Raw genomic sequence first — 25,771 nt, 5'->3', positions numbered from 1 at the left:
TATGGAAAAATTGTGAGCGTAAACTTAACACCAGCTTGCAGTTTATTCATCTGGCCTTCATGGCACTGATACTCAGAAGATCATAAACAGATTCTAAGACCCTGGCCACACCCACTATTTTAGGCATTCCCAGCTGGGTGATGATTCGCTCAACCTAAACACGCAGCGGAACTGCCGCTTAGGTCAAGCTATTGAGAGTGATCTTGCTATCGAAGTGCTTGTTGAGCTATCGCATCGGTGAAAAACTCATACGCACCTGCCAGGATGAACTGTACACCGATGGCCACCAGGATCAAACCAAAAAAGCGCAGTAATATCTTCTGACCAAGAGGGCTAAGCAGTCCTTGGACGCCTTGCGACAACAGGAGCACGACCCAGAGCACCATCGTCAAGACCACGATCGCCGTCAAAGCGACAGACAGGTTCTTCCAATAGGGCTCGGCAAGCGCAATGGTGATCACGGTGGTGATCGCTCCGGGTCCGGCAACGAGCGGCATGGCGATGGGCACAAAAATCTTGCTTCGACGTTCGTTGTGAGTGAGTGACTCCTGCTGGACACTCGAAGTACGGCCTTGCAGCATCGTCAGCCCCATCAGCAGGATCACCAATCCGCCACCACAACGAAACGCGGAGATGGAAATACCGAAAATGTCTAGCATCCAGTTCCCCGCGACGGCGGCAACGAACAGGATGGTGAAAACAGAAATCGCCGCTAGCAAAGCGGATTTCCGTCGCTGCGTCCTGTCGAGACCATCGACCGCTTGCAAGAACACAGGAACTGCAGAAAGTGGGTTGGCAATCGCAAGCAATGCGACAATCGCCTGTATGTACTGGTCCATTGGGTTGATCATTCTAATAGAATCGTTGCAGCAGTTTTCGGGGGATTACGTGTCAGCGAAGGGGAGCACAAGCGTTCGGTTGTTGCCATCCCTGCTTTCCAGCTTCACAAAGCCATGGTGCCGGTAGACGCATCGAACTCGTCATCCTTTGCAACTACAGCCAATGCAAACACACTGATATCGAGTTGCCGAACCTTGTAAACTGCGTCGGCCAAAAGAGATCGCGCAAGCCCGATGCCTTGATAGAATTGGTCAACCGCTAATCGGCCCATCATCACGATGGGAACCACAGGGTATCGCGGCAGCCGCCTCAAAAGGACATTCGATAGTCGGTAAGACTAACCGAACCGGATGACAGCGTTAAGGGTATGGGAAAAACAAACGCCCTTTTTCATAAAAACCGAATGTACTGGGAAACAGTTTGGTCGTCAACCTGACCGGGAAGCCACCCGAAATTCTTAAATTTATTGTTGATCAGCAGCAAAAAGTGTTGGTTTGAGGCTCTTTTTCGCTATCTGCGTGAAAGACACCCAAAGGTCAAGGTCAGCCCAGTGATGAAGAGAACTGATAGGAACGAGCACAGGATCAGGTTGGCTCGAACGGATTAAAGATCTGCGCAGGTACTCTAGGCGGCGCTCGGGGGGACAAGCCAGGATAGTCAAGAATTTTAGTGATTGCGCCAGATTCCAGGATGGCGGCGATGATTTTCAGGGTCCCCCCGCAATGCGGGCAATCCTCAATCAATATTGAACACCCGCTTGAGCAAACGCGCAGCGCGGCCCCCTCGGTGCGCCGGCCAAATCCGAGTGCCAGCACGAAGTGCTCAGCGCAACCGCCAACAACATCCTTTTATATCAGCGATACGAATATGCTACTTACTGGCTTATTACCCACTAAAATGGGTAGTACAGGTATTTTTTATTGCTACGGCACTGGACAAGTGACAACCTCTTACGAACATTACTGGCCTGTGAAGCCAACACAACTCTGATTATCGGAGATAATTTATCTGCTGCAGTATTTTTCTGATCGTAAGTTGACCCAGCCTGCCAATTACCTGCTTCAGCACGAAAAACTCTAATCTCAGGGAAAAACCATGAACCCTCCCAGCATTGTCTCCACATTCCCCGCTACAGAAGAACTTATTGTATTGTCCAGGGAGCGCACAGCCAAATCCCTGGATTTCAGCAAACTGGTGGATGCCATTGCCACCGCCGCCCTAGAGTACGATGCCGGCCAGATTCAGAGCCCGGAACGCATGGTTGTACCCTTTGGGATTGGTGGCGTAATGCTGAGCATGCCGGCCACCGCGCATGATATCGGGATTCACAAACTCGTGACTGTACAACCCGCAAACAAGGAGCGGCAACTGCCCACCATCCACGGCACGGTAACTGTGTGCGACACGGAAACCGGCAAACCCATCTGCCTGCTTGACGGCCCGGAGGTGACTGGACGGAGAACGGCCGCTGTCACGATGCTTGCAATCCGTACCTTCCTGAAGCAAGCGCCTCATGAAATCCTGCTGATTGGAACAGGTGTACAAGCGCGCCACCACGTTCAGGCGCTCTACGCATTGTATCCACAATCAAAAATATGGGTACGTGGACGCAGTGAAACTGCTTCGGCAGCTTTCTGTGACCAGTATCAGTCCCTCCATGGCAAGCTTGTTCCCGCAGAGCAGTTGATTTCCGATAATGTAAATGTCGTCATTACTGTCACGACAAGCACACAAGCTGTCTATAACGAAACTGCCTTACGCGATCGCCTGGTGGTCGGCGTAGGTGCTTTCACGCCGGAGATGGCCGAACTTGGCAAGGTCACACTTAATAGTAGCGCTATCTTCGTTGATGATCTGGTCAGTGCGCGTCATGAGGCTGGCGATCTCATTCAGGCTGATGTTGACTGGTCTTGCGTGCGCTCGCTGGCTCACGCCCTTCAAAACCAGCTCGACGAATCCCGCCCCAGGGTTTTCAAAAGCGTTGGCACTGGCGCCTGGGATCTCGCGGCCGCGCGTGTGGCACTGCAAGCCATTTAGACCAAAAAGCACCAAGTCAGGTATCAAGACCAGACGTATCAGACACATATCCCGATCCTGTTTTCATCCCAAACTTTGTATGCGTACGCTCCTTTAGATGCCCATTAAATGCAAGCGGCGATCTCGATCCACAGGGCAAAGCGAACCAGGCATTACTCGCGATGCCACCGCACAAGATTCGCTTCATCCAGAAATTTTCACAGTGTCTGATCAACCTGTAAGCTCACATGCATCCTTGCTTTATGAGGTAATGGGACGATTGATGCTTGGGTTTGGATTGATACTGATTGCTTTCAATTTACGCCCCCTGTTTGCCAGTCTTTCTGTCCTGCTACCCGATATGTTGCAGCAGCAAGTACTCACCTCTGCACAGGCTGGCTACCTGACAACCTTACCAGTGTTGTGTCTCGGTATTTTTGCACCACTGGCACCCTGGCTGTCGCAACGAATAGGAAACAAACGAACCCTTTTGGTCGTCATGGTACTGTTGACTGCAGGTACAGCCATGCGTGGATGGGGAAATATCTTGCCCCTGTTTCTCGGGTCAGCCATGGCAGGCATGGCTATTGCAATCGGCAATGTACTATTGCCTGCCATGGTCAAAAAGGAGTTTCCTCAATCCCCTGCATTAATGACCGGATCGTATACCATGGCACTGTGCGCGGGTGCTGCCGTTGCAGCAGCCGGCACTTTACCACTCACCCAATCGCTGGAAACAACCTGGGCAACCGGACTGGCACTCTGGGCGCTACCCGCAGGAATAGTGATGCTGCTATGGTTGCCGTATGCTGTTGTGCCAGATTCGGCTCCACAAAACAGACAACTTCAGACAGTCAGTTTATGGCGAGACTCACTCGCCTGGCAGGTAACGTTTTTCATGGGATTACAGTCTGCACTGGGTTACAGTATATTCGGCTGGATTGTCCCTATTTTGCATGATCGGGGTTTAGATGGCGTACAAGCCGGATGGATACTGTCCATTTCTATCGTAGTGCAACTGATCGCCTGTTTTGTCCTGCCCTCTCTGGCAGTACGCTGCAAGAACCAGAGCCTAATCAATGCAGCAATGGCGCTCACTGCTGCAATCGGCTTTCTGGGAATGTTGTTCGGCCCAATTGAATTAGTCTGGGAATTCGGCATTTTGCAAGGAATCGGGCAGGGTGGCTTGTTTGCACTCGCACTGACCATAATCGTCCTGCGTTCTCCCGACGCTCACATCGCAACACACTTATCCAGTATGGCGCAGAGTGTTGGTTATACGCTGGCGGCACTGGGCCCCTTGCTGATTGGCATGCTGCACAGTCTCACTGGCGGGTATGCCGCCAGCGGCTGGTTATTTACCGCTCTGTGTCTGGGAGCAGCCATCAGTGGCTGGGGTGCCGGACGCACCAGGCTGGTGCAGGCATGCTATACAAGCAAGGTGCGCCATTAAGGAGCCGCTGCTTGTGAGCTGACTTTGCCGTCTTTGCGAACATCCAAGGGGTGAAGCAATCCAGCGAAGTGGTAACGACAACACTGGATTACCACATCACTGCGTCCCTCGTGATGGCAGGGAAATTACATACCAACTCGACTCAATCCCTTTGAAATCAGGGCATGGGTGTTTCTATGGAAGATGATATGGGTGAGGAAATCACCTTAGGTCTCAATCCCTTTGAAATCAGGGCATGGGTGTTTCAATGGAAAGGTGTTTGCTCGTCGAAGTCTATCCGGTCTCAATCCCTTTGAAATCAGGGCATGGGTGTTTCGAAATAACCGGATCGACCCCATACAGGCCAGCGACGTCTCAATCCCTTTGAAATCAGGGCATGGGTGTTTCAATGGAAAGGTGTTTGCTCGTCGAAGTCTATCCGGTCTCAATCCCTTTGAAATCAGGGCATGGGTGTTTCGTCTCATCCAAATGCATTAGTGTTTGGATGTGAACGTCTCAATCCCTTTGAAATCAGGGCATGGGTGTTTCAATATCTCTAATGTTGAACACTTCTTTTTTCTTGTGTCTCAATCCCTTTGAAATCAGGGCATGGGTGTTTCGAATATGAGCGCCGGCATCAGAATGGTATTGGGTCTCAATCCCTTTGAAATCAGGGCATGGGTGTTTCTAAATATGAATGTTTGAATGACGCATTTGTAGGTGGTCTCAATCCCTTTGAAATCAGGGCATGGGTGTTTCGATGCGATAAATAACAAAGTAAAGAAACTAGGACTGTCTCAATCCCTTTGAAATCAGGGCATGGGTGTTTCTACGAGATAGGTGAAAAGTACGTCAAATCTCGTGACGTCTCAATCCCTTTGAAATCAGGGCATGGGTGTTTCGCTGCTGCTGTTCTCATATTAGCCCTACATTTAGGTCTCAATCCCTTTGAAATCAGGGCATGGGTGTTTCTGATTGCTGTCATTTTTCTCTTTATAATCAATCCACTGCACGGGGCAAAGAGGAAAAATAGCGGGATGCAGCAAGATGTCTCCTCCAAACAATAATTTCTTTCAAAAACGCTTCATTTTACCAGGCAGCTGGTGGCTATTTTTCCCTGGGCCACAATCTGTCATCTGCAGTGTTTTCAGCCACCAACAACCAGCAATTTCCAAGGGAACAGGCAGATATTACTGCTTTTTCTGTCCTTTCAGTTTGTAAAAGTATTGCCATTTTTCATCCATATTCGCGTGACCGGTCTTCGACCGAAATGAAATCGTATATCTCCATTCTGATCAAGGCAACACGTACTCTGACCGGCAAGCTTGCCGTCAGCTTGTCGGCCAGCAGCTAATACACAATGCACTCCGTTCTGCTTACCGGAGTAATTTTTATATGTTCGAGCTGGCACCAACTTGTCGCGTTAATCAGATTACTGAAAAAGCAGCGAAGGATATGGCGTATGTAACCAAGAGTACCTACACCAAGCTCTCTGGCGGATGGTTGCAACCAGAAGGCAGGGTATCCATAGACTGGATTTTTGATTTTATTTACGAAGAAAGCCTGGCTTCAATCCTGAATCAACCCGAAGCAGAGCGGTTGTATGTACAAAAATTGATGCTAGAGGGGAAGTATCAGTCCTTGCGTATCAAAAAACAAACATTCTCGCCTAAGTATGTTTTTAGTGTAGGCATGCCAAAATTCCATAAAACCAACGAGTGCCACTATCTCACTGTGGATTTCACCAATTATCTCGTTCCACCACAAATTAGCGCGCGTGGTGCGCAGGAAGTTAGAAAATTTCAGGCGTTTTGCGAGCAAACCAAGAAAGAGCTTAAGGGAAGGCCGGATGATGTCTTCTGGGCGCGCGTGGGTGCCAAGTTCCACATTCAAATTAACCCTCAATCGGTATGCTATGAAAACAGCGGAGTTCAGGGCGTATCGGCAATGACGATCGCAGAGCTGCAACAGCAGATTCGTAAAACTGTTGACGTATCTCTCGATATGCAAAATGGAGATGATGGCGCAGTCATCAAAAGAGTTCGCCACGCTCCACACATTCAAAAAGCACTTGCCTGCACAGCTGATCCTAAAAGGAGAGCGATTGTGGAACAGTTTTTCACGTTGAAACGGCAGTTGATCAACCTGCTGTTTGAGCTGTACCGGAAGCAGATGCGCGTAGTCAACCATGTGCTTCCCATTCATTTACTGCAGGCCAGTGGGCTCGAACCCTGCCGGAAATGTTGGGGTGAGCGAGAAGCAATCCAGAGATTCTCTCTGAAAAACGCAGACGATGGTCTTCCGCCAATCAAGGCAGAAATAGCCTGAAAATGTTCATTTACTGCCTGTAAACAGTATTTTTCCACCCTTTTGTTATTTCATTTCGCAGAAGTACTGCCATCTTTCGCCGGTATTCGTGTGATTAAACGGCCGGTCAGGGTGGAATCATCTATTCCTGTTCCAGTCAGCGGATGCAGGTTGTCAGGGATAGCATGTTTATCCTGCTTGGCAAGCTTGCCCCCGCACTTGTCAGTCAATGGACGATACACAATGCGCAATCGTCTTGTTTACCGGAATAATTTTTATATGTCACTTCTACATTCATCCTGTCGCGTAGCCTTTTCTGCCTTGTTACATGATCTTGGCAAGTTTCACGAAAGAACCGGTCAGCCGGTTAACGGTGATCTCGCTGCACTAACCACGCTCTATAAATATTCGCATGCTGCCCATACCGGGGGGATGTGGGATGTCGTGGAAAAGTTTGCTCCAGATCTTCTGCGCGGTGATGTCTCTCCTTTCTCTGGCCGTACCAGCGGTGTCGATATTACCGACAGCATGGCCAATGCTGCGGCTGCGCACCACAAACCGGGAACACTGCTGCAGTGGATCATTGCTACTGCTGATCGGGCTGCTTCAGGCTTCGAACGCAAAAAATTTGACGAATACAATGCCGATGCCGAAGGGGAAACGCCGCAGCATAAAAACCGTTTTCAGGCACGGATGATGAGCTTGTTCGAACAGATCAGAACCAATCCACAGGCCCCTGCCGGCCAGTTTGCGTATGCCTATCCCCTGCGGGCGCTCGGGCCGGAGGCCATTTTTCCTGACAAACGTGCGGCTGTTGAGCCGGACGGAGATAAATCAGCACAGACTGAGTATGCTGCATTGTGGGAGCAATTCATGCAAGCGCTGGCATCCATTCCACAATCGCACCGCAACAACTGGCCACTGTGGCTGGATCATTTTGATTCCGCCTGGCTGGCATACACACAGGCCATCCCTTCAGCGACCAACCGAGGGGTGGTACCAGATGTTTCTCTCTACGACCACAGCAAGGCAGTGGCTGCACTGGCAGCCGCCCTGTGGCGCTGGCACGAGGAAACCGGTAATACCGGTGCCGATGCACTGGCAAAATTGAGCAATCCGGAACGCCCTGACTGGGATGAACAAAAGCTGCTGTTGATCCAGGGGGATTTTTTCGGAATTCAGAACTTCATCTTTGCGCAGGGCGCACAAACCCAAAAGCACGCCCACAAACTGTTGCGCGGGCGCTCCTTTCAGGTGGCACTGCTAGCTGAAATGGCGGCACTCAAATTGCTGGAGACCCTGCAACTGCCATCGACCAGCCAGATTATCAATGCTGCCGGCAAGTTTCTCATCGTCGCGCCTAATACCCAATCGGCGCGCGAGGCGGTGGAAACCTGTCGACACAGTTTCGATCAATGGTGCCTGCAGCACACCTATGGCGAGATTGGTGTGGGGATTGCTCAAACAGCAGCCAGTTGTAATGATCTGGTCAGCAAACAATTCAAGGCGCTCACGCAGCGGCTGTTTACCGAGCTCGATATTGCCAAACATCGGCGTTTTGACCTGTGTGACAACACTGCTGCGGTGCGCGAAATTTCCTTTACTGATGGCCCTTGTGGCTATCATGGCCGATACCCGGCTGATCGCGCCGCCAAGGGAGAAAAACCAGCTTCCTGCGCGTTGTCACGCGACCAGATCGCCATTGGCGAAGCGCTCACCAAACATGCACGACTGCTGGTATTGAACACAGCTGATAGCTTCAAAAACCCACTCGATCTGGATTACTTCGGCTACCGCCTGGTGTTTGTCAACGAAGCGGATGCTTCCGGTCATCACGGCAAACTGGCCGAACAAGGGGAACTGGTACGCGCCTGGGATTTTGATCTGCCAGAAGCGGATGGTTCGTGTTTTCACGGTTATGCCCGCCGCTTCGTCAACAGTTATGTGCCGATATTCGATAACTTCGATCAGCAACTATCTGACAAGTACGGTCGCTGGGAAGATGAGGCTGAATTTGATCGTGAGCACCCAATCAAGACATTACACCATATCGCCTGCGAAAATCGTCGGTTGCAGGAAAACGGTAAATGGCTGGGTGAAATTGCCCTGGTTACGCTCAAGGGCGATATTGACAACCTGGGTGCATTGTTCCAGAACGGGTTGGAGGAACCCACTTTTGCCAGCTGGGCGGCATTATCTCGTCAGGTGAATGCGTTCTTTGCCTTGTGGCTGCCGTGGTACTGCGCCCACGGTGAAAATGGGCGCTTTCGCAACACTTACACCGTATTTGCCGGTGGAGATGATTTTTTTCTGATCGGCCCCTGGGAATCAACGCTTGAGCTGGCGAGCGCCATGCGCAAGGCTTTTACCCGTTATGTTGTGCGTGATGATATTACCTTCTCGCTCGGTGCCGCCATGACACAGCCGAAAGTACCGGCGCGCCAGCTTGCCATTGCTGCCGAAGCCGGATTGCATGCCGCCAAGCGGCACGATGACGATGCAAAGAATGCCGTCAGCCTGTGGGATGTCACTGTCAACTGGACTGAGTGGCGAACACTCATGGAGGAACGTCGCGATGCGCTGGCGCAGTTGATCAGTGAAGCAGGCAATTTATCCACTGGTTTTATCTACAACCTGCTGTTGTTATCTGACCAGGCGGAACGTGATCGCCCAGAAACAGCCAATCGCCGTCCGGAAGATGCGCTGTGGCGTTCACGCCTGGCGTACCGTTGCGCCCGGTTGCCGAAACATCAACAGGCGACTGGTAAAGCGCTTGCCCGTGAATGTGGCGAAGCCTTGAAACAATATCGCGGCGCTTACCGCTTGCCAGTTTCGGTGCTGCTGTATCGCCAGCGACAATGACGACAAGCTTGCCGCCCGGCAATCAAACCGGGCAGCCATTTATTATCAACACCTACTATCGACAACATACGGAGATCACAAAATGACACTTGATCTGAAAACCAATCCGCCCCCTGCCACCCTGTTTTCGAAAGATGCAAAAGATATTGCTGAGTTGCTTAATAAGGACACAAGCAAAAACAAATCAACTCAAATCCGGCGCTTTTATGATGAACTGGTCGGTTGGCAGGAACGCATCGGAACAGATGAACAAAAATTCAAGGATTATGAAGCGTTTATCCACATGCTTAATGCCAAGGCTGCCTATGCACAGGGCCGCAAACTGGTCACCCAGGAATTCGTTGAGTGGTTGAACAGTTGCATCAAACAGGTAACAGATACGCGTACATTGAATCATTTCCGGCTGCACTTTGAAGCCATGCTCGGATTTCTTAAGTTCTTCAAAAGAGATTAATTGTGCCCGTGACATCAACTTTCCAATTATTTGTCGCCTAAAGGAATCCATCATGCAACTGACTCAAATCCAGAAAATCATCGGTACCATTGTTCTTCAATCCGGCCTGCATATTGGTGCGGGCGACAGTGAAATGCGTATCGGGGGAACCGACAGCCCGGTAGTCAAGGACCCGCTTACTGGTCAGCCTTATATTCCCGGCTCCTCATTGAAAGGCAAAATCCGCAGCTTGCTGGAATGGCGTCACGGCCTGGTGCTGGCAGCGGGAGGTGCGCCTTATTCATTCAAACAGCTTGCCCAGGATGAAAACAATTCCGCCGGGCGCGCTGTTATCAAACTATTTGGTGGTGCACCGGACAAGGCGGAAGATCAGCTCGTCACCAGCATTGGTCCCACTCGCTTGGCTTTTTGGGATTGCCCGTTGAGCAACGATTGGAAAATAGAAGAAGTCGATTCCCGGAACTTGCTGATTACCGAAGTCAAGTCGGAGAACTCCATCAACCGTATTGCTGGTACAGCTGAAAGTCCGCGCTTTATCGAACGGGTAATTGCTGGTGCATGCTTTGATTTCACCCTGACGCTCAAGGTATTGGCGGGTGATGATCTGCTTGATACCGTGCTACTTGGTCTGCGACTGCTGGAACTGGATAGCCTCGGCGGGTCCGGCTCGCGCGGCTACGGCAAGATCAAATTTGCGGCGCTGAAGCTCGACGGTACAGATTTGATGGAACAGTTTCACGCCATCATCCCATTCAATCAAACGGCTTGAAACAATGACTCCACTGCGTGTAACTCTTCGGCTGCGTTCGCCACTGGGTACCCCGTTGGCGGGTGATACCTTGTTTGGTCAGCTTTGTCATGCTGTCCGCGAAATGCTCGGAGAAGAAAAACTTGAAACCCTGCTCACCGGTTATTCCGCCGGCTGCCCCTGGCTGATAGTTTCTGATGGCTTCCCGAGTGGCTATCTGCCGCGCCCCACCGTTCCGGCTGCATTACAGGCAAACAACGAGGAAGACCCGGCAAAACGTAAGGAAGCCAAGGGCAAACGCTGGATTCCACATGATAAGGTACATTTGCCGCTGCGTCAGCTACTGGATATCGCCGCCTCTGATGAAGATGTTTACGGTAAAGAGGTTTGCGGTAAACAGAACAAGCCGATCCAGGCGGCTGCATTTCACAACACGCTTAACCGGCTGACCGGCACAACGGGCACAGGTGAATTTGCACCCTACACCCAGTCGCAAATTTTTTATCAACCGGATCAGCGCATGGATTTGTGGTGTGTGCTTGATGAAGATCGCCTGCCATGCGCAACACTGCTCCAGTTGCTTGAATATATTGGCAATGTTGGCTACGGCCGTGATGCCAGCATTGGCCTGGGTAAATTCGCTGTGGAACAGATAGAAGAAGCGACATTATTCAAACAAACGTACCCAGATGCCAATGCGTACTGGACACTGGCACCCTGTGCACCGCAAGGGCAGGGTTTCGATATCACGCGCAGTTACTGGCAGGTGCTGACCCGCTTTGGCCGGCATGGCGGCACGCTGGCGCTGGGTGCCAATCCGTTTAAGCAGCCGTTACTGCTGGCAGCAACCGGCGCCATTTTTACGCCCACAGGCAACAGAGCGCAAACCCGCTTCATTGGCAATGGCCTGGCAAAGGTATCACTGATGCAAAAGACGGCAGTGCACCAGGGTTATGCACCAGTGCTGGGAATCTGTATGGAGGAATCCGCATGATGGCCCCGCATAGCTATCCACTGAAAATTTCCACGTTATCGCCAGTACATATTGGCTGCGATGAGGTTTTTGAGCCGACCAATTTTGTTATCAATGAAGGGTTGCTGCATGTACTTGATCCGGCAGATATTGCCGCTGAGCTTGATGAAAAAGAGAAGCAGCAGCTAATACAACTGGCCGATAGCCGCCAACCAATCGGTTCGATCCAGCATTTTTTCAAGGAAAGACGCGCCCGGCTTGCGCAAATTGCCAGTCAATGGGTGGATGTTGCACCGGATATTGCCCATGAATATGAGGAAAAATCTGGCAAGCCACAGCAGCGAAGTGGGGATGGCAGGACTGTTTACAATCTGTTCCCCATGGCGCGCACAGCCTTCAAGCCGCTGGATGGTGCGCCGTATCTGCCCGGCAGTTCGCTCAAAGGTGCGATCCGTACCGCCTGGCTGAATTATCAGAACAGAGGAAAGCCTTTGCTTGAAAAGCAAGAAAGCCCGACACAGCTTCAGCAACGGTTGCTGGGTTATCAGGCAGGTAAATTTGAAAATGATCCTTTTCGCAGCGTGGCGCTGGCGGATGCGCGTGTGCCAGATGATCGTATGGCACCACCTACGCGCATCATTTATGCCGTCAGCAAAAAGAAGAAACCGAGCGAGCGCGGCAGTTCACCTGAACTCAAGGTATTTCTTGAGACTGTGCGGGAAACCATGGTTGATGCCTTTGCGGGCGAGTTGCGGTTGACGGGCAGAATCGGCTGGCAATCCTTATGTGATGCCTGTAATGCGTTTTACCGCCCACAACTGGAAAATGAGCTTGATCATGAACAATTCCGCACACTGTTTGATCCGCAGTGGCGCACATTAATCAAACAATTACTGGCCGGAGAATTGGGCGAGCTGATGAAAACACGGCAGGGATTTTTGCTGCGTGTTGGCAAGCATTCAGGCGCTGAATCCCTCACGCTGGAAGGAGTACGCAGCATCAAAATTAAAACTCCAAATGGAAAGCCGGATCAATATAGACCCACCACTACCGAAAAACGCTTTGCCAGTACAACGCGCGCAGCGACCAGTCATCTGCTGCCATTTGGCTGGATCTGGGTGCATGCTTGTGATGATGCACACCAATATCTGGCAGCCGCTGTACAAAATCAAGTTAATAAATATGCAACGCCGATTCTGGAAGCGCATGGTGAGCGCATCGTAGCAGCTGACGAGCGTATCGCGAATCGTGCCAAAGCTCGTGAAGAAGCAGTCCGCCGCCAGGCAGAAGCCGCTGCAGCCGAGCAGGCCAAAGCCGCAGCACAAGCCGCTCGTGAAGCTGCACTGGCGGCCATGACGGAGAATCAGCGCCGTGTTGAGGCTTTTGTATCCAGGTGTGTTCGGCGCGCGGAGCAGCTCCGGGGCGGCAAGGAAAATCCCAATGCTGCTATTCACAATGAAGCACGGGCATTGGTAAAAGCAGCGCAGGAAGGCGCGGACTGGACAATCAACGAGAAACATGCTGTTGCCGATGCGATCGAAGAATGGCTGCCCAAACTGGTCAAGGTGGAACTTAAGGAGGAACGTAAAAAGCTGAAGTTGTCAGCCTTACGCCTCTAAATGAACCTATCCGATCGGAATTATGAATACACATTACCTGACTGAACCTGCCTCTCCTGTCCTGTCGTTGGGGCGTTACCGCCTTGACTGGCGAGTAACTCGTTCGATTCGATTGCCGGATTATGCCGGTTCCATGTTACGCGGTGCATTTGGACATGCTCTGCGCAGCATAGGCTGTATCACACGCGAGAAAGATTGTGCAACCTGCCCGTTACGGCGCGATTGCCCCTATACCCTGCTGTTCGAGTCGGTTCCGCCGGAACATCACCCATTGCAGGATTTCAGCAGGATTCCGGCTCCTTATATCATCGAGCCCCCCGAGTGGGGCGCGCGCGTGCTGCACCCCGGGGATACGCTGACTTTCCATTTTACGCTGGTTGGTCGTGCCGTGGAGGAACTGCCCATTGCCATCCTTGCCTGGCGGCGGGCACTGGCGCGCGGGATTGGCTCAAGCAATGGGCAAGCAGAGCTGATGGGTATCTGGCTGGAACGACCGGAATCTTCGCTGGCCATTTACACACCGGAAAATGGCAGCATTCAGAAACATGACACACGATTGGCTTGCCCACCTTTGCCCGGCGACAGCGTGCGCCTGCATCTTGTCACCCCGCTGCGTCTGCAAAATAACGGAGTTCCCCTTAAGGCGCAAACCATTACTGAGCGTGCTTTGTTGATGGCGCTGGTGCGACGGCTTGCACTAATGAGCGAATTTCATGGCGAGCTTGCCTGGCAACCGGATTTTCACCATCTGGGTGAACTGGCCAGCAGCATCCAGGGTAACCGACAACTTTCCTGGCGCGATTGGAAGCGTTATTCCAGCCGTCAACAACAGGAAATGGCACTGGGTGGCGTTACCGGTCGCTGGAATTTGCACGGCAAGCTATCTGCATTCTGGCCGGCATTATGGTTCGGGCAATGGCTGCATGCCGGTAAAAACGCCAGCTTCGGGCTGGGCCACTATCAAATTTGTGTTGCATGACCATCTGGCTTGTTACCCGCCACCCCGGCGCAATCGAATGGGCTGCTCGCCAGGGTATCCAATGGGATAAACATGCTGCCCACCTTGATCCGTGTGAAATCACTGCGGGCGATACCGTCATTGGCTCGCTGCCGATCAATCTTGCCGCAGAAATCTGCAATCGCGGCGCACGTTACTTCAATCTTTCGCTTAATCTGCCGGCTCATCTGCGCGGCCAGGAGCTGGATGCCGCAATCCTAACGGCGTGCGAAGCAAGGCTGGAAGAATATATCGTAAAAAAGGCAAATTCATGACTACCCTCATCAGCTTCCTCGGCAAAGGAATTGCCGATAAAACCACTGGCTATCGCACTGCAACCTACCATTTCGATGATAGCAGTAAACGTACTACTCCCTACTTCGGCTTGGCACTGGCTGACTATCTGAGGCCCAAGCGTCTCATTCTTGTCGGTACAGCAGGCAGCATGTGGGATGTGTTCTTCGAACAACAAGATGCTTCTGATGACGACATGCTGGATCTGCTGATTGAAGCAGTGCATGAGTCTCGTGTCGATGCTGCAATGCTTTCCATTCAAGAGGAAAGGTTGACGAAAAATCTAGGTTTGCCGGTCATTTGTCGATTGATTTCCTATGCCCGAGATGCTGCAGAACAGACAAAAGTCTTGCTAACTCTGGCTGAACTGGTGCATCGCGGTGAAAAGGTTTTCCTTGATGTTACCCATGGTTTTCGCCATCTGCCTATGCTAGCGCTGGTCGCCGCACGTTATCTTGCTCATGTTAAAGACGTGAAGGTTGGGGGGCTTTATTACGGCGCACTAGAAATGACTCCGACAAATGGTGAAACACCCGTGTTGCAACTGGATGGTATGTTGCAGATGCTTGATTGGGTTGAATCTCTGGCCACCTACAACAAGGACGGTGACTATGGCGTTTTTGCACCTCTTTTACAACAGGATGGACTACCTGAAGACAAAGCCAAACAGCTTACCCGCGCTGCTTATTTCGAACGTAGCAGTAACCCGGTCAAAGCACGTGAAACTCTGGGCAGTGTCTTTTCTGCCATCAAAACGCATAACGGGCCGATGGGTGCACTGTTCCGCGATGCGCTGACAGAACGTATCAACTGGTTTAGTGGCTTGGATCGTGCTGCTTGGGAATTGGCACTTGCTGATGCCTACCTTGAACGCCGTGATTATGTGCGTGCTGTGATTTATCTCTATGAATCTCTTGTTACACGTGCCGTGCTAGAGCGCAAATTCAATCCAAACGATTTTTCCCAGCGTAATGAAGCTTGGAAAGATGCCAAGCAAGGTAACAATCAGGTCAAAAATCTCGAGTACCTGCGCAACTCTTTGGCGCATGGCATTAAATCTGATAATGCCAAGATTAAAAATCTTGTCATTGATGAAAACCGTCTCGCCGCTGAGCTCAAAAAATTTCGTCATGACCTGTTCGATTGATAACGGCAAGCTTGTCATGCGCCATCATGGCAATGCAAAACGATAAACTTTGCATCTGTCAGATTTTCTCGTGTTGTGTCATGAATCCATGCAAGGTATGACCGAGTTATCTGCCTACATTGGAAATGATTTACTTTTTCAAATCAAGGAGAACAAAATGTTAGACTCGATTATTGATGTTCTGGGAGATGTGTTGGAAAAAGCCAAGGATATTCCGCCAGAGAACCTCGCCATCATCGGAGTGACCTTTATGGGCATCATTGCAATCCTCAAAAGTTCCGATTCAGAGAGAAATTCCCTCTGATTGGTGATTCTCCAATCACCCATTTTGGCTGTCATCGCGAAGCCACAAGCCGTGGCAATCCAGTATCTTTGTATTACCAGCTTGGGTTGCTTCGGTGTATCCACCTCTCAACCATTGTTCAAACATAGGAAGACAGTGTCTTTACTGCTATAGATTTGCTTGCTGAATATCTGCTAGGGAAATTGTTCCACTATGTCAAAACTACTGCAACCCCATGAATATCCGCGTCGCATCCTGCTATGTGTTACAGGACTGTCACCGCAGATTGTTACTGAAACGCTGTATGCCCTGGCTGTGGCACGGACCCCACCCTTCATTCCGACAGAGGTACATTTACTGACCACCACTGATGGAGCGCGATTGGCGCGGGCAGCATTGCTGCATCCCGATGGTGGCCATTTCCATGCGCTGCTGAATGATCAACCGCAGATCGGCCATCCTCGTTTTGATGAAGACTGCATCCACATCATCAGCCATCATCAGAAAAAGCTCGCCGATATTCGCACACCAGCCGAAAATGCCGCCGCAGCTGACACAATCACGGCGCTTGTCGCTCAACTGACCGGCAACGCAGATGCGGCGCTGCATGTTTCGATTGCCGGCGGGCGCAAGACCATGGGCTTTTATCTCGGTTATGCCTTCTCACTGTTTGCCCGGCCGCAGGATACGCTCTCTCATATTCTGGTTTCATCCCCCTTTGAAGGGCATCCGGATTTTTTCTATCCGCCTCGTCAGCCCCGTCGACTGGTAACACGGGATGGGCATCATATTGATACCGCTGAGGCCGTTGTCACCCTGGCTGAAATTCCTGTGGTACGGTTGCGACACGGCCTTCCTGTTGCGTTAATCACCGGTCGTGCAGGATTCAGTGAAACTGTCGCCACCTTGCAGCAAAGTTTTGCACCACCACGCCTGCTGATCGATCTGGAGCAAAGACACGTTGTCTGTGGCACAACTACAGTTACCATGAAACCGCAATTACTTGCCTGGCTGGCGTGGTGGGCTACGCTTGCCCGACAGGGACAGCCTGAAACAACCTGGCGTGAAGCTGACGCTGGATTATTTCTCGATATTTACCGGGCAGTAGTTGGTATTGATGTCATTGATTACGAGAAAACTGCCGAGCTACTCAATAACGGGATGGAGAAGGAGTTTTTTCAGACCAAAAATGCCAAGGTGGAGCGTATATTAAAAGATGCACTTGGTTCGGCAGCAACTCCCTATCTATTGATGACTGCCGGTAAGCGTCCGCATACCCGGCGCGGCCTGACCTTGCCGCCGGAAAGTATTCAGATCAGCGGCTTTGACAACAAGCAAGATTAACCGGCAAGTTGCTGATTATCCACAAATCAGTACCCATGGAACAAAAAATCCAGCGCTGCTGTGCTGCGGGCTTGCATATCAGCAAACGAGGCCACGGGGGATTTCAAGATACGCCGTGGCACCGCACTCATCTTTGGAGTTTCCAGCAAATAATCTTTACCCTCGATGGCCAGTAGCGGTGTAAGACGTGTTGGCAATCTGACCTCCGGGAAGTTTTTGAGCCGCGCAGTGGAATTACCATTCGGCTATCCAGCCCATCAAGCAAATCGCTCTGCACATCCAGTAAATAGAGCGTTGTTGGCATGGCTGCCCGGATTGATATAGACATCGAAGCCCGCCATCAGAAGCTTTTCCACTCATCCAGTGGCAAGCCTTCGGCTTCGATGGTGGCATTGTAGGTAGCGATGAATTCGACGTGATCTTCACGCTATTTTCGCTCCTGCTCACGACGAACGATTTCACGCAGGTGATTATCGTAAATCTGGGAAATGTTGATGTCGAGTTGTCTGGCTGCATCCAGCACATCAACTGCTTAAGCTCAGATTGATTGCTCGCTTGCCGGGCAAGCCGGTGCGAGCGCGCCGCGTATTGTGTATATCTGACATGGCAATCTCCGTGCGCATTTTAATTCGCATTCTTCCCAAAATCCATGGCATCACCGAGATCGCACTGTTCAAAACGCCGAGCCATTTCTCCCAGTTGATGTTTGATCAGGACCACTATTGGTATCTGTCGCATCCCGCATATAGTGCGGCATCATCGCAAATATTACGATCCATCCGGCAAACAATGTACACAGATAGTTACTGATACTGGTCTGTTTGATGCTGCCAGTGGCAAGCTTGCCGGCGTACAGTCTGCGCAAGGTAAACCCTACAATGCTGCACATGAACCGAAGCCTGTATCTCGTCGCTTATGATGTCTGCAATCCACGCAGATTGTATAAAGTTTGCCGCTATCTCAAACGTTATAAGGTGGGTGGCCAGAAATCGGTTTTTGAACTTTGGGTAACATCAGCCGAGCTGCGCACCATTCGCGCTGATCTGGATGAACTAATGGATGCGCAGGAAGATCGCCTGCATATTCTCAGTCTTGATCCACGTATGAAGCCGCGTTGTTACGGCAAAGCCAGCACATTCACGGCACAGTATTTCTGCATCACCTGAAAACAAGGAAAAACGATATGACCAGCCTGTTTGTTGATCGTCGCGGAGTAGTGCTTGAACTTGAATCCGGTGCCATTGTTTTTCGCGAAAATGGCGAACGTATTGGCACGGTGCCCATTGCGCCACTGACGCGCGTTTTTCTGCGTGGTGATGTCAAGTTGCCAGCCGCCCTGTTGGGGAAACTGGGTGAACAGGGGGTGGGTGTTGTCATCCTGAGCGGGCGGATTGGCCGTCCCAGTTTGCTGCTGGCACGCCCACACAACGATGCAGCCCGGCGTGTTGTCCAGATCCGCCTGAGTTTTGACAAACCGTTCTGTTTGCAGATTGCCAAGGCACTCATCGAACGTAAGCTGACACGTCAGATCGAATGGTTTGCCGAGCTACGCGAAAACGATATGCAGGTACGTTACGAACTCAGCCACGCCTTACGCGCACTGGAGGAGCATCGGTCTCGTATCGGCCATGTCAGCAGTGCTGCCAGCTTGCGTGGTGTAGAAGGTTCCGCTGCTGCGCGCTATTTTTCCGGTTTGCAGGCTGTTGTTCCGGATTCACTACATTTTAGTGGCCGCAACCGTCGCCCGCCGCGTGATCCTTTCAATGCCCTGCTTTCGCTCACTTATACCCTGCTGCATAGTGAAATTGCCATTGCGCTGTATGGTACCGGGTTTGATCCTTACGTTGGTTTTTATCATCGTCTGGCCTTTGGTCGGGAATCACTCGCTTCCGATTTGCTGGAGCCTTTGCGCCCGCTGGCGGATCAGTTTGCGCTTGCACTGATACGCAAGAAAGTATTGGAAAAAGATCATTTTTCGACGACAGAAGCAGGTTGCCTGCTTGGCAAGGCTGGCCGTACGCGCTATTACGCTGCCTATGGGGAGCACAGTGAAACCCTGCGCAAAGGCATTAACCAGGAAATTGAGTGGTTAACAGCGCAGGTGAACGAGATTCTGGCCACAGCGGAAGATGATGTGCAACCAGATGATAGTTTTGAAGATTTCGGCTAGAGTAGTTAATGAGTGATTTTATTATCTGTTATGACATTACGCACCCGCGACGGCTGGCGCGCTTGCATCGCTATCTGGTAAAACGTGCCGTACCGTTGCAATATTCTGTATTTTTGTTTAGCGGAGATGATCGCCAGCTTGAACACTGCATGCAGGGGGCGATCGAACTGATTGATGAAAAAGTGGATGATTTGCGTGTTTATCCGTTGCCGAGTCGTGGGCTGAAGGCTCGCATCGGTCAACCCGCCTTGCCAGAAGGCATCCAATGGAGTGGATTGCCCACTGCGTGGTAGCGTACAGCTTTTCTGAAGCGATCAATCGTCTGAAAAGAAAGCCAGATCAGTTACAGTTCGCTCTTGTAAACATGGCGGGATCGTTCAAAATATCAGAAAATAAACCAACCTCAGATATTTAAACTTTACCGATTATTGTATTAATGGAACAAATAACCAACTGACAGGAGACATCTTGCAGCTTCTTACCATTTTTCCTCTACACCCTTTTCAAGGTATTGATTGTAAAGAGAAAAATGACAGTAGTCAGAAACACCCATGCCCTGATTTCAAAGGGATTGAGACAACTAAGAACATTGACACCAGCATCTGACAGGTCGAAACACCCATGCCCTGATTTCAAAGGGATTGAGACCGTATGATGAGTAACCTTCTCCGCCTTCATTTACCGAAACACCCATGCCCTGATTTCAAAGGGATTGAGACCTTCACCTGATTGGGGATTGGCGTACGCGTATGGAAACACCCATGCCCTGATTTCAAAGGGATTGAGACCGTGAGGAAATCTTCCAATTCTTCTTGGTTGCAGGGAAACACCCATGCCCTGATTTCAAAGGGATTGAGACTGATCTCGTGAGCGTGCTTGACGGTGGCGGCAAAGAAACACCCATGCCCTGATTTCAAAGGGATTGAGACGTTTGGATCTTCCGCTTGCGCCCATTTGTACACGGAAACACCCATGCCCTGATTTCAAAGGGATTGAGACGCTGGCCATCCTTGATTTTAAACTTTCCAAACAGAAACACCCATGCCCTGATTTCAAAGGGATTGAGACCGCTGTCTTAAACAGCGTATTAATATAACTACTATAGAAACACCCATGCCCTGATTTCAAAGGGATTGAGACGAACGTTTGTATCATTTGGTATTGGGTCGAGTGAGAAACACCCATGCCCTGATTTCAAAGGGATTGAGACTTGTTTTGAGCCGGGTATATCGTGTACATAATTGAAACACCCATGCCCTGATTTCAAAGGGATTGAGATTGGCATACAAGCCGGTATTTGTTTTCCTCGTCATCACGAAGCCGTCAGGCTATGGTGATCCACTACCACCGCTACCACTTCACTGGATTGCTTCACTCCTTGGGTGTGTGCAAAAGCAAGGGCAGTGAACTGGGTTGCTACGTCAGCCTGGCCACTACCTGCTTTCCGCTGCATTATGCTTGTGGGCGCAGTCGCAGTTAAAGGCTGGTTTGCTCACAATGGCACGTCAGCTCACCAAGACAAGACGCTGTATGCTTGGCTTCGCACGGTTCATTCCCCATACCCCCCCTGCACAACTGTAAAATTACAGAATTACGCAGAAGTCTTTTTGTAAAAAAGACTGTTATCTTGGACAAGGAGTTTTCGTAATGGATAAAGCAATATATAAAGAAAGGTTTCCGGATTTCTTTGCTGATGCGCCGGCTGTAACCCTACGCGATCCGCTGGCACAGTTTCTCGGCACAGCACGTGACGGGATCATGGAATACCGGTATGCCGATGCGGTACGGTTGGCAGGGCATTCCTGCCCGACAGTAGCTGGCACCTGGTTGATGACGCTACATGGTCTGCGTGCGCTGTACGGGAATGAATTGCCGGTACGCGGTGAAATTGAAGTCTACATGGCTGATGCACGCGATGCTGGCACTACCGGCGTCGTGGCTACTGTGGTGCAACTTGTTACCGGCGCAGCACCAGAAACCGGCTTTCATGGTATTGGTGGGCGTTTCGGGCGTAATAATCTACTGCATTTCGATCAGCCCTTACAGGGTGAAATCGGCCTGCGCCGCAAGGATACGGGCGCAGCAGTACAGGTGGTGCTCGATGCTTCCGTCGTACCCTGGCCGAACGAGATGCGCCAGTTGCTTCCGAAGGCAGTCAGTGGACAGGCCAGCTCTGCCGAATTGCAGTACTTTGGCGAGTTATGGCAGGAACGGGTGCGCCAAATGCTGATTGAGCACGCCGGCGATGCCAACCTGGTACAAGTGAATACCTGGGTTGTAAATTAATTGATCCTGCGAGTTATCAATCTTTATCATGTCAGCGTTCGCTCAAAAAACACTCAGGCGCTTCTCAAGGGAATTGAAATGCCGTCGCAGTAGCTCGACCGCAAACATCACCCGTCTGAATTTTTGCGTTACTTGTTATACTGCCTGATAAAAATTAGCGATCAAACTATATCAATGGAGGGATAAATGGACGTTTTGAGTCTGGTGGCAGGATTTTTGCTGGGTGTTGTCGCAACTTATCTGATAAGCGCCTTTCTGTTAAAACCTGGCCTGCAAAAGTCATCCGATGCAGCGACAGGGGTGATTATCACAAGCGATACCCAGAATCTGTTTGATCAATTATGGCAAGCACATGAGCACTTGTTGAACGAGATGAAACAGGATTTGGACAATCCGGATTTCAAGTTTCATCGGGAATTTTATGTGTTAAAGAAAAACTGGTGGGACTGGAACCGCTGGGGATTCCATCGTAAAGGACCCTGCCTTGCCTACTTTATTGATGATCACAACGATTTACTGCCACTGCTTGATGCGCTGACCTCGCACGGATTGATTAGCCAGATAGGGGAAGCTGACAAAAAGTCGGCCAAATTTCAGTTAAGCGAGAAACTGATTGAGCTGCTACACGGGAAAAAGCCAACCAAGCATGCAGCCTGATTGATCCCACATAGTTATATTGTGTTTTACAGACGGTACTCAAAAGCAATGAATGAGCGATTCCTTCACAAGGAACGCGATACTGTCATCCGTCTGTAAAGCCAATACTCGAAAGGAGTAACAAACAGGCTGCCTTTTTTACCAGTACTGCTACTGGATTGCTCCGTACCTGTTGGTGTTCGCAAAAACAGCCACAATAGACAATAGGATCGTAGCAATACCGTCAATCCTGCAGTAACAATTTCTCCAATGTCAACCGGTATATACGAGATAGTCGCTCTATATCCGCAACTTCCACGGATTCATTAATCTTATGAATAGTTGCATTGCGTGGTCCGAATTCGACCACCTGCGAACAGATATCAGCGATAAAACGACCATCGGAAGTACCGCCCGAGGTGGAAAGTTCCGGCTCAACGCCTGTTACTTCGCGAATGGCTGCACTGAGTGCATCGGCCAGTATTCCCTTGGGCGTCAGGTAAGGCTTGCCGGAAAGCTCCCAGACCAGTTCATACTCCAGTCCATGCCGATCCAGAATCTCATGCACGCGCGTCTTGAGTGATTCAACCGTACTGGCGGTAGAAAAACGGAAATTGAACAGCAGATTGACTTCTCCCGGAATAACGTTGGTTGCGCCGGTGCCGCCACGGATATTGGAAATATGCCAGGTGGTGGCAGGGAAATATTCATTGCCATCATCCCATACGGTTTGGGCAAGCTCCGCAATGGCAGGTGCAGCAGTGTGAATTGGATTTCTGGCCAGATGAGGATAGGCAATGTGTCCCTGGATACCTTTAACCGTCAGATTGCCTGACAGACTGCCGCGCCGCCCATTTTTAATAGTATCCCCTAGCCGGTCTGTACAGGTAGGTTCGCCCACGATACAATAATCAATCACCTCTCCGCGTGCCTGAAGGGTTTCCACGACTTTAACTGTCCCCTCCACCGCCGGCCCTTCTTCATCCGAGGTAATCAGCAACGCAATCGAACCCTTGTGATCCGGGTGCAACTCAACAAATTCCTCAATCGCAGTAACAAAAGCAGCGATAGAGGACTTCATATCTGCTGCACCACGGCCATAGAGAAAGCCATCGCGGACTGTTGGTGTAAAAGGATCGCTATCCCACTGCGCAACCGGCCCAGTCGGCACAACATCCGTATGCCCGACAAAACATACCAGCGGCCCGTCAATACCTTTTCTCGTCCAGAGATTCTCCACCTCACCAAAGTTCATGGCTTCACTGTTGAATCCCAGTCCGGCCAGCCGGTGAACAAGAATTTTCTGGCAACCGTCATCATCTGGCGTCAGGGAACGACGTGCAATCAGCATCTGGGCAAGTGTCAGGGTACTATTGGGCATGGGAGTTTCCTTGGTTTGAGATTTAAGTGAAATAATTTGGCAGCAAAATCAGAGTTGCTGAAAAATGCGTAATGCATTACGCCCGCGTGCCCCTCCAAAAAAATCTTTAATAAACGGATGTCGCCCGTTGGCAATAATATCCGGTATCGGCCCCAGCGCGACAATGCTCCGGTTAGCCAGCACAACCACTCGATCGGAAATTGCAACCAGTGTATCCAGATCATGTGTGACCATGACAATCGTCAGCGCCAACTCTTCACGCAAAGAGCGTATCAGCTCAACAAAACTTTCACTCAATGCGGGATCAAGGCCGGCAGTTGGTTCATCCAGAAATAACAGCTCCGGATCCAGCGCCAATGCACGCGCCAGGGCAACCCGCTTGATCATTCCGCCTGATAATTCTGACGGCATCTTGTGAACGTGCTGTGCCTCAACCCCGACCATACCGAGCTTCAGCATGACCAGATCGCGAACCATGGTTTCGCTCAATATACGCAACTCCCGCATGGGCAAAGCAATATTGTCAAAGACCGTCAAAGCGCTAAACAGCGCTCCCTGCTGAAATAAGACACCCGAGCGAGTGCGCAGCTCCCTTTCTTTTTCATGGCCGCAATCATAGTGCGTCGCACCGAATACTTTGACGCTGCCTTGTGCGGGGGTGATCAATCCAAGCATCTGGCGCAGTAGAGTGGTTTTGCCGCTACCAGAGCCACCGACCAGTGCCAGCACCTCTCCCTTGAGCACAGTCAGATTGATATTTTCATGAATGACATTCTGGCCGAAGCGAGTAGTCAATCCGGCAATTTCGATAACTGGTTCAGCAGTTGTCATCAGCCTGCAACCCTGATGCCGATACTGGAAAAAGCCACTGCAAAAATGGCATCAATGATGATCACGGCAGTAATCGAAGTCACCACTGAATTGGTAGTGCCTTCTCCCAGGCTTTCGGTATTCGGTTTGATGCGCAGCCCGAAATGACAGGCAATCAGGGCAATTGCCATGCCGCAGACCACTCCCTTGCCCAGTCCTAACCATAAATTAGCGATTGGTACCGCATCGGGCAAGGTAGTCACCGCGTAACGAATACTTAATCCCACTTGCAGATCCGCCGCTAAAAGCCCGCCCAGCAGCGCAACTGAGCTAGTCCAGAGCACGATCAGCGGTAAAGCAAGACTCAGACCGATAATTTTGGACAATACTAGTCGCAGGCTATGAGGAATACCCATTACCGTCAGTGCATCCAGTTCTTCGGTCACACGCATGACCCCCAGCTGGGCAGTCATGGCGGAACCGGAGCGCCCAGCAACCAATATGGCAGCCAGCATTGGACCCAGCTCCCGGATGATACTCATCCCGAGAATATTGACAATGTAGATATCCGCTCCAAGCATATGTAGCTGTTCAGAGGAAAGATAGCTCAGCACAATACCGATCAAAAATCCGACGATGGCAGTAATGCCAAGTGCCTGTGCGCCAGTACGATACAAATTCGCAGAAATTTCCCGCACAGGAATCCTGCTTGGATGGGTCATCAGGTAAACGATATCCAGCACAATCTGGCCAGAAAGGCTAATCATGCCAGCGAGGTGATCAAAAAAACGGAGGAGCTGTTGCCCGAGCAGGGAGACAGGCAAAAACCATTTGCGCTGTGTCGGTTCAGGCAGCGATACCACTTTTTCCAAGCGCTGAAACATTTGTTCTTGCTCGGGGCGCAGCAGCAGATGATCAGGACGCTGCTCGCCCCAAATCTGCCACAACATCACGGCGCCCGCGTAATCAAGCTGGTGGATATTCGTCAGATCCCAGTACAGGCCAGGTTGACTGGCCAGCTGCGCCAGCTCCCTTGCAACTGCGGGTAATGATGGGTTAAGCGAAACGAGGGTATAGCTACCGGTAAGCTGCAGACAGGAATTACCTGCTTCTGTGGTAATAAGTTGATGCCGGGGATTGTGGTCAACCGGCAAATCAGAGGGCATGACTAT

26 protein-coding genes, 3 pseudogenes and 2 CRISPR repeat arrays are annotated in these 25,771 nt (G+C 50.9%); of the genes and pseudogenes, 19 read left to right on the top strand and 10 right to left on the bottom strand.

Features of this window, described 5'->3' with window-relative positions; translation table 11 throughout:
• A pseudogene (locus C8R14_RS09845) lies at positions 1 to 86 on the top strand (IS5/IS1182 family transposase); the annotation flags it as partial.
• A 120-nt stretch (positions 87 to 206) separates the two neighbouring features.
• Here C8R14_RS09845 and C8R14_RS09840 read toward each other — a convergent pair.
• Both C8R14_RS09840 and C8R14_RS13560 read right to left on the bottom strand, forming a co-directional pair.
• Positions 207 to 839 carry a MarC family protein gene (locus C8R14_RS09840; RefSeq protein ID WP_041353861.1) on the bottom strand — a complete coding sequence of 211 codons (633 nt, stop codon included), beginning with the start codon at positions 837 to 839 and terminating at the stop codon, positions 207 to 209.
• A 104-nt stretch (positions 840 to 943) separates the two neighbouring features.
• On the bottom strand, positions 944 to 1,114 hold the full coding sequence (locus C8R14_RS13560) for a hypothetical protein (protein WP_166485023.1): 171 nt from the start codon (positions 1,112 to 1,114) through the stop codon (positions 944 to 946).
• An 821-nt stretch (positions 1,115 to 1,935) separates the two neighbouring features.
• On the opposite strand from C8R14_RS13560, the gene lhpI reads away from it, so the two are divergent.
• From lhpI to C8R14_RS09820, 3 genes are all read left to right on the top strand, one after another.
• Positions 1,936 to 2,877, top strand: coding sequence for a bifunctional Delta(1)-pyrroline-2-carboxylate/Delta(1)-piperideine-2-carboxylate reductase (gene lhpI / locus C8R14_RS09835; RefSeq protein WP_011635222.1), 942 nt, complete (start codon positions 1,936 to 1,938; stop codon positions 2,875 to 2,877).
• Between the two features lie 202 nt (positions 2,878 to 3,079).
• Positions 3,080 to 4,309 (top strand): CynX/NimT family MFS transporter, encoded by a 1,230-nt coding sequence (locus C8R14_RS09830; RefSeq protein WP_207204473.1) that lies wholly within the window; start codon positions 3,080 to 3,082, stop codon positions 4,307 to 4,309.
• Positions 4,310 to 4,448: 139 nt separating this feature from the next.
• Positions 4,449 to 5,260: a CRISPR direct-repeat array (repeat unit 36 nt; unit sequence GTCTCAATCCCTTTGAAATCAGGGCATGGGTGTTTC).
• Between the two features lie 423 nt (positions 5,261 to 5,683).
• Positions 5,684 to 6,616 carry a hypothetical protein gene (locus tag C8R14_RS09820; RefSeq protein ID WP_011635224.1) on the top strand — a complete coding sequence of 311 codons (933 nt, stop codon included), beginning with the start codon at positions 5,684 to 5,686 and terminating at the stop codon, positions 6,614 to 6,616.
• Between the two features lie 50 nt (positions 6,617 to 6,666).
• On the opposite strand, the gene C8R14_RS13555 is transcribed toward C8R14_RS09820, so the two are convergent.
• Positions 6,667 to 6,837 (bottom strand): hypothetical protein, encoded by a 171-nt coding sequence (locus tag C8R14_RS13555; protein ID WP_160803437.1) that lies wholly within the window; start codon positions 6,835 to 6,837, stop codon positions 6,667 to 6,669.
• 37 nt (positions 6,838 to 6,874) lie between these two features.
• Between C8R14_RS13555 and cas10 the strand changes: the two genes are divergently transcribed.
• The 10 genes from cas10 to csm6 all read left to right on the top strand — a co-directional run bounded on the left by cas10 (position 6,875) and on the right by csm6 (position 17,316).
• Positions 6,875 to 9,457 (top strand): type III-A CRISPR-associated protein Cas10/Csm1, encoded by a 2,583-nt coding sequence (cas10, locus tag C8R14_RS09810; RefSeq protein WP_041353579.1) that lies wholly within the window; start codon positions 6,875 to 6,877, stop codon positions 9,455 to 9,457.
• An 82-nt stretch (positions 9,458 to 9,539) separates the two neighbouring features.
• A complete protein-coding gene (gene csm2, locus C8R14_RS09805) occupies positions 9,540 to 9,911 on the top strand; it encodes a type III-A CRISPR-associated protein Csm2 (protein WP_011635226.1) in 372 nt (123 codons plus the stop codon).
• A gap of 52 nt (positions 9,912 to 9,963) precedes the next feature.
• On the top strand, positions 9,964 to 10,680 hold the full coding sequence (csm3, locus tag C8R14_RS09800) for a type III-A CRISPR-associated RAMP protein Csm3 (protein WP_011635227.1): 717 nt from the start codon (positions 9,964 to 9,966) through the stop codon (positions 10,678 to 10,680).
• A 4-nt stretch (positions 10,681 to 10,684) separates the two neighbouring features.
• A complete protein-coding gene (csm4, locus tag C8R14_RS09795; RefSeq protein WP_011635228.1) occupies positions 10,685 to 11,653 on the top strand; it encodes a type III-A CRISPR-associated RAMP protein Csm4 in 969 nt (322 codons plus the stop codon).
• Positions 11,650 to 13,251 carry a type III-A CRISPR-associated RAMP protein Csm5 gene (csm5, locus tag C8R14_RS09790; RefSeq protein WP_011635229.1) on the top strand — a complete coding sequence of 534 codons (1,602 nt, stop codon included), beginning with the start codon at positions 11,650 to 11,652 and terminating at the stop codon, positions 13,249 to 13,251. The genes csm4 and csm5 overlap by 4 nt, the downstream gene beginning before the upstream one ends.
• Before the next feature lie 22 nt (positions 13,252 to 13,273).
• On the top strand, positions 13,274 to 14,230 hold the full coding sequence (cas6, locus tag C8R14_RS09785) for a CRISPR system precrRNA processing endoribonuclease RAMP protein Cas6 (RefSeq protein WP_011635230.1): 957 nt from the start codon (positions 13,274 to 13,276) through the stop codon (positions 14,228 to 14,230).
• Positions 14,227 to 14,523 carry a CRISPR-associated protein Csx16 gene (csx16, locus tag C8R14_RS09780; protein ID WP_011635231.1) on the top strand — a complete coding sequence of 99 codons (297 nt, stop codon included), beginning with the start codon at positions 14,227 to 14,229 and terminating at the stop codon, positions 14,521 to 14,523. The genes cas6 and csx16 overlap by 4 nt, the downstream gene beginning before the upstream one ends.
• Positions 14,520 to 15,689 (top strand): TIGR02221 family CRISPR-associated protein, encoded by a 1,170-nt coding sequence (gene csx2, locus C8R14_RS09775; protein ID WP_011635232.1) that lies wholly within the window; start codon positions 14,520 to 14,522, stop codon positions 15,687 to 15,689. Before csx16 ends, csx2 begins: the two co-directional genes overlap by 4 nt.
• An 88-nt stretch (positions 15,690 to 15,777) precedes the next feature.
• On the top strand, positions 15,778 to 15,993 hold the full coding sequence (locus C8R14_RS13550) for a hypothetical protein (RefSeq protein WP_011635233.1): 216 nt from the start codon (positions 15,778 to 15,780) through the stop codon (positions 15,991 to 15,993).
• Between the two features lie 192 nt (positions 15,994 to 16,185).
• The gene (csm6, locus tag C8R14_RS09765; protein ID WP_011635234.1) at positions 16,186 to 17,316 is read left to right on the top strand and encodes a CRISPR-associated ring nuclease Csm6; all 1,131 of its coding nucleotides are present in this window, start codon (positions 16,186 to 16,188) and stop codon (positions 17,314 to 17,316) included.
• A 26-nt stretch (positions 17,317 to 17,342) separates the two neighbouring features.
• Here the strand turns inward: csm6 and C8R14_RS09760 are convergent.
• From C8R14_RS09760 to C8R14_RS13545, 3 genes and pseudogenes are all read right to left on the bottom strand, one after another.
• Positions 17,343 to 17,557, bottom strand: a pseudogene (locus tag C8R14_RS09760) (CcdB family protein).
• Between the two features lie 99 nt (positions 17,558 to 17,656).
• Positions 17,657 to 17,839: pseudogene (locus tag C8R14_RS09755) on the bottom strand (type II toxin-antitoxin system CcdA family antitoxin).
• Positions 17,840 to 17,989: 150 nt separating this feature from the next.
• A complete protein-coding gene (locus tag C8R14_RS13545; protein WP_074685601.1) occupies positions 17,990 to 18,205 on the bottom strand; it encodes a hypothetical protein in 216 nt (71 codons plus the stop codon).
• On the opposite strand from C8R14_RS13545, the gene cas2 (C8R14_RS09750) reads away from it, so the two are divergent.
• Genes cas2 (C8R14_RS09750) through cas2 (C8R14_RS09740) form a run of 3 tightly spaced genes read left to right on the top strand, consistent with a single transcriptional unit; the run spans position 18,204 to position 19,779 of the window.
• Positions 18,204 to 18,482, top strand: coding sequence for a CRISPR-associated endonuclease Cas2 (cas2, locus tag C8R14_RS09750; protein ID WP_240142320.1), 279 nt, complete (start codon positions 18,204 to 18,206; stop codon positions 18,480 to 18,482). The genes C8R14_RS13545 and cas2 (C8R14_RS09750) overlap by 2 nt on opposite strands.
• 17 nt (positions 18,483 to 18,499) lie before the next feature.
• A complete protein-coding gene (gene cas1 / locus C8R14_RS09745) occupies positions 18,500 to 19,486 on the top strand; it encodes a CRISPR-associated endonuclease Cas1 (RefSeq protein WP_011635238.1) in 987 nt (328 codons plus the stop codon).
• Positions 19,487 to 19,494: 8 nt separating this feature from the next.
• Complete coding sequence (gene cas2 / locus C8R14_RS09740) at positions 19,495 to 19,779, top strand: CRISPR-associated endonuclease Cas2 (protein ID WP_011635239.1); 285 nt, start codon at positions 19,495 to 19,497, stop codon at positions 19,777 to 19,779.
• 249 nt (positions 19,780 to 20,028) lie between these two features.
• A CRISPR array of direct repeats spans positions 20,029 to 20,765; the repeat unit is 36 nt; unit sequence GAAACACCCATGCCCTGATTTCAAAGGGATTGAGAC.
• Between the two features lie 33 nt (positions 20,766 to 20,798).
• On the opposite strand, the gene C8R14_RS13540 is transcribed toward cas2 (C8R14_RS09740), so the two are convergent.
• Positions 20,799 to 20,939 (bottom strand): hypothetical protein, encoded by a 141-nt coding sequence (locus tag C8R14_RS13540; protein ID WP_160803436.1) that lies wholly within the window; start codon positions 20,937 to 20,939, stop codon positions 20,799 to 20,801.
• Between the two features lie 194 nt (positions 20,940 to 21,133).
• Here C8R14_RS13540 and C8R14_RS09735 point away from each other — a divergent pair, with 194 nt between their 5' ends.
• Both C8R14_RS09735 and C8R14_RS09730 read left to right on the top strand, forming a co-directional pair.
• On the top strand, positions 21,134 to 21,772 hold the full coding sequence (locus C8R14_RS09735; protein WP_011635241.1) for a hypothetical protein: 639 nt from the start codon (positions 21,134 to 21,136) through the stop codon (positions 21,770 to 21,772).
• A gap of 186 nt (positions 21,773 to 21,958) precedes the next feature.
• A complete protein-coding gene (locus C8R14_RS09730; RefSeq protein WP_011635242.1) occupies positions 21,959 to 22,429 on the top strand; it encodes a hypothetical protein in 471 nt (156 codons plus the stop codon).
• Between the two features lie 223 nt (positions 22,430 to 22,652).
• On the opposite strand, the gene dapE is transcribed toward C8R14_RS09730, so the two are convergent.
• Genes dapE through C8R14_RS09715 form a run of 3 tightly spaced genes read right to left on the bottom strand, consistent with a single transcriptional unit; the run spans position 22,653 to position 25,765 of the window.
• Positions 22,653 to 23,789 carry a succinyl-diaminopimelate desuccinylase gene (gene dapE / locus C8R14_RS09725; protein ID WP_011635243.1) on the bottom strand — a complete coding sequence of 379 codons (1,137 nt, stop codon included), beginning with the start codon at positions 23,787 to 23,789 and terminating at the stop codon, positions 22,653 to 22,655.
• A gap of 48 nt (positions 23,790 to 23,837) precedes the next feature.
• Positions 23,838 to 24,620 (bottom strand): ABC transporter ATP-binding protein, encoded by a 783-nt coding sequence (locus C8R14_RS09720; protein ID WP_011635244.1) that lies wholly within the window; start codon positions 24,618 to 24,620, stop codon positions 23,838 to 23,840.
• Positions 24,620 to 25,765: an MlaE family ABC transporter permease gene (locus tag C8R14_RS09715; protein WP_011635245.1), complete on the bottom strand. Its 1,146-nt coding sequence runs from the start codon at positions 25,763 to 25,765 to the stop codon at positions 24,620 to 24,622. Before C8R14_RS09715 ends, C8R14_RS09720 begins: the two co-directional genes overlap by 1 nt.
• Positions 25,766 to 25,771 lie beyond the last annotated feature (6 nt).

Origin of the sequence: Nitrosomonas eutropha (assembly GCF_003201195.1) — a bacterium.
GTDB classification, from domain to species: Bacteria; Pseudomonadota; Gammaproteobacteria; order Burkholderiales; family Nitrosomonadaceae; genus Nitrosomonas; species Nitrosomonas eutropha.
Note: the sequence above shows the minus strand (reverse complement) of the source record. Positions and strands in the feature narration are given on the sequence as shown.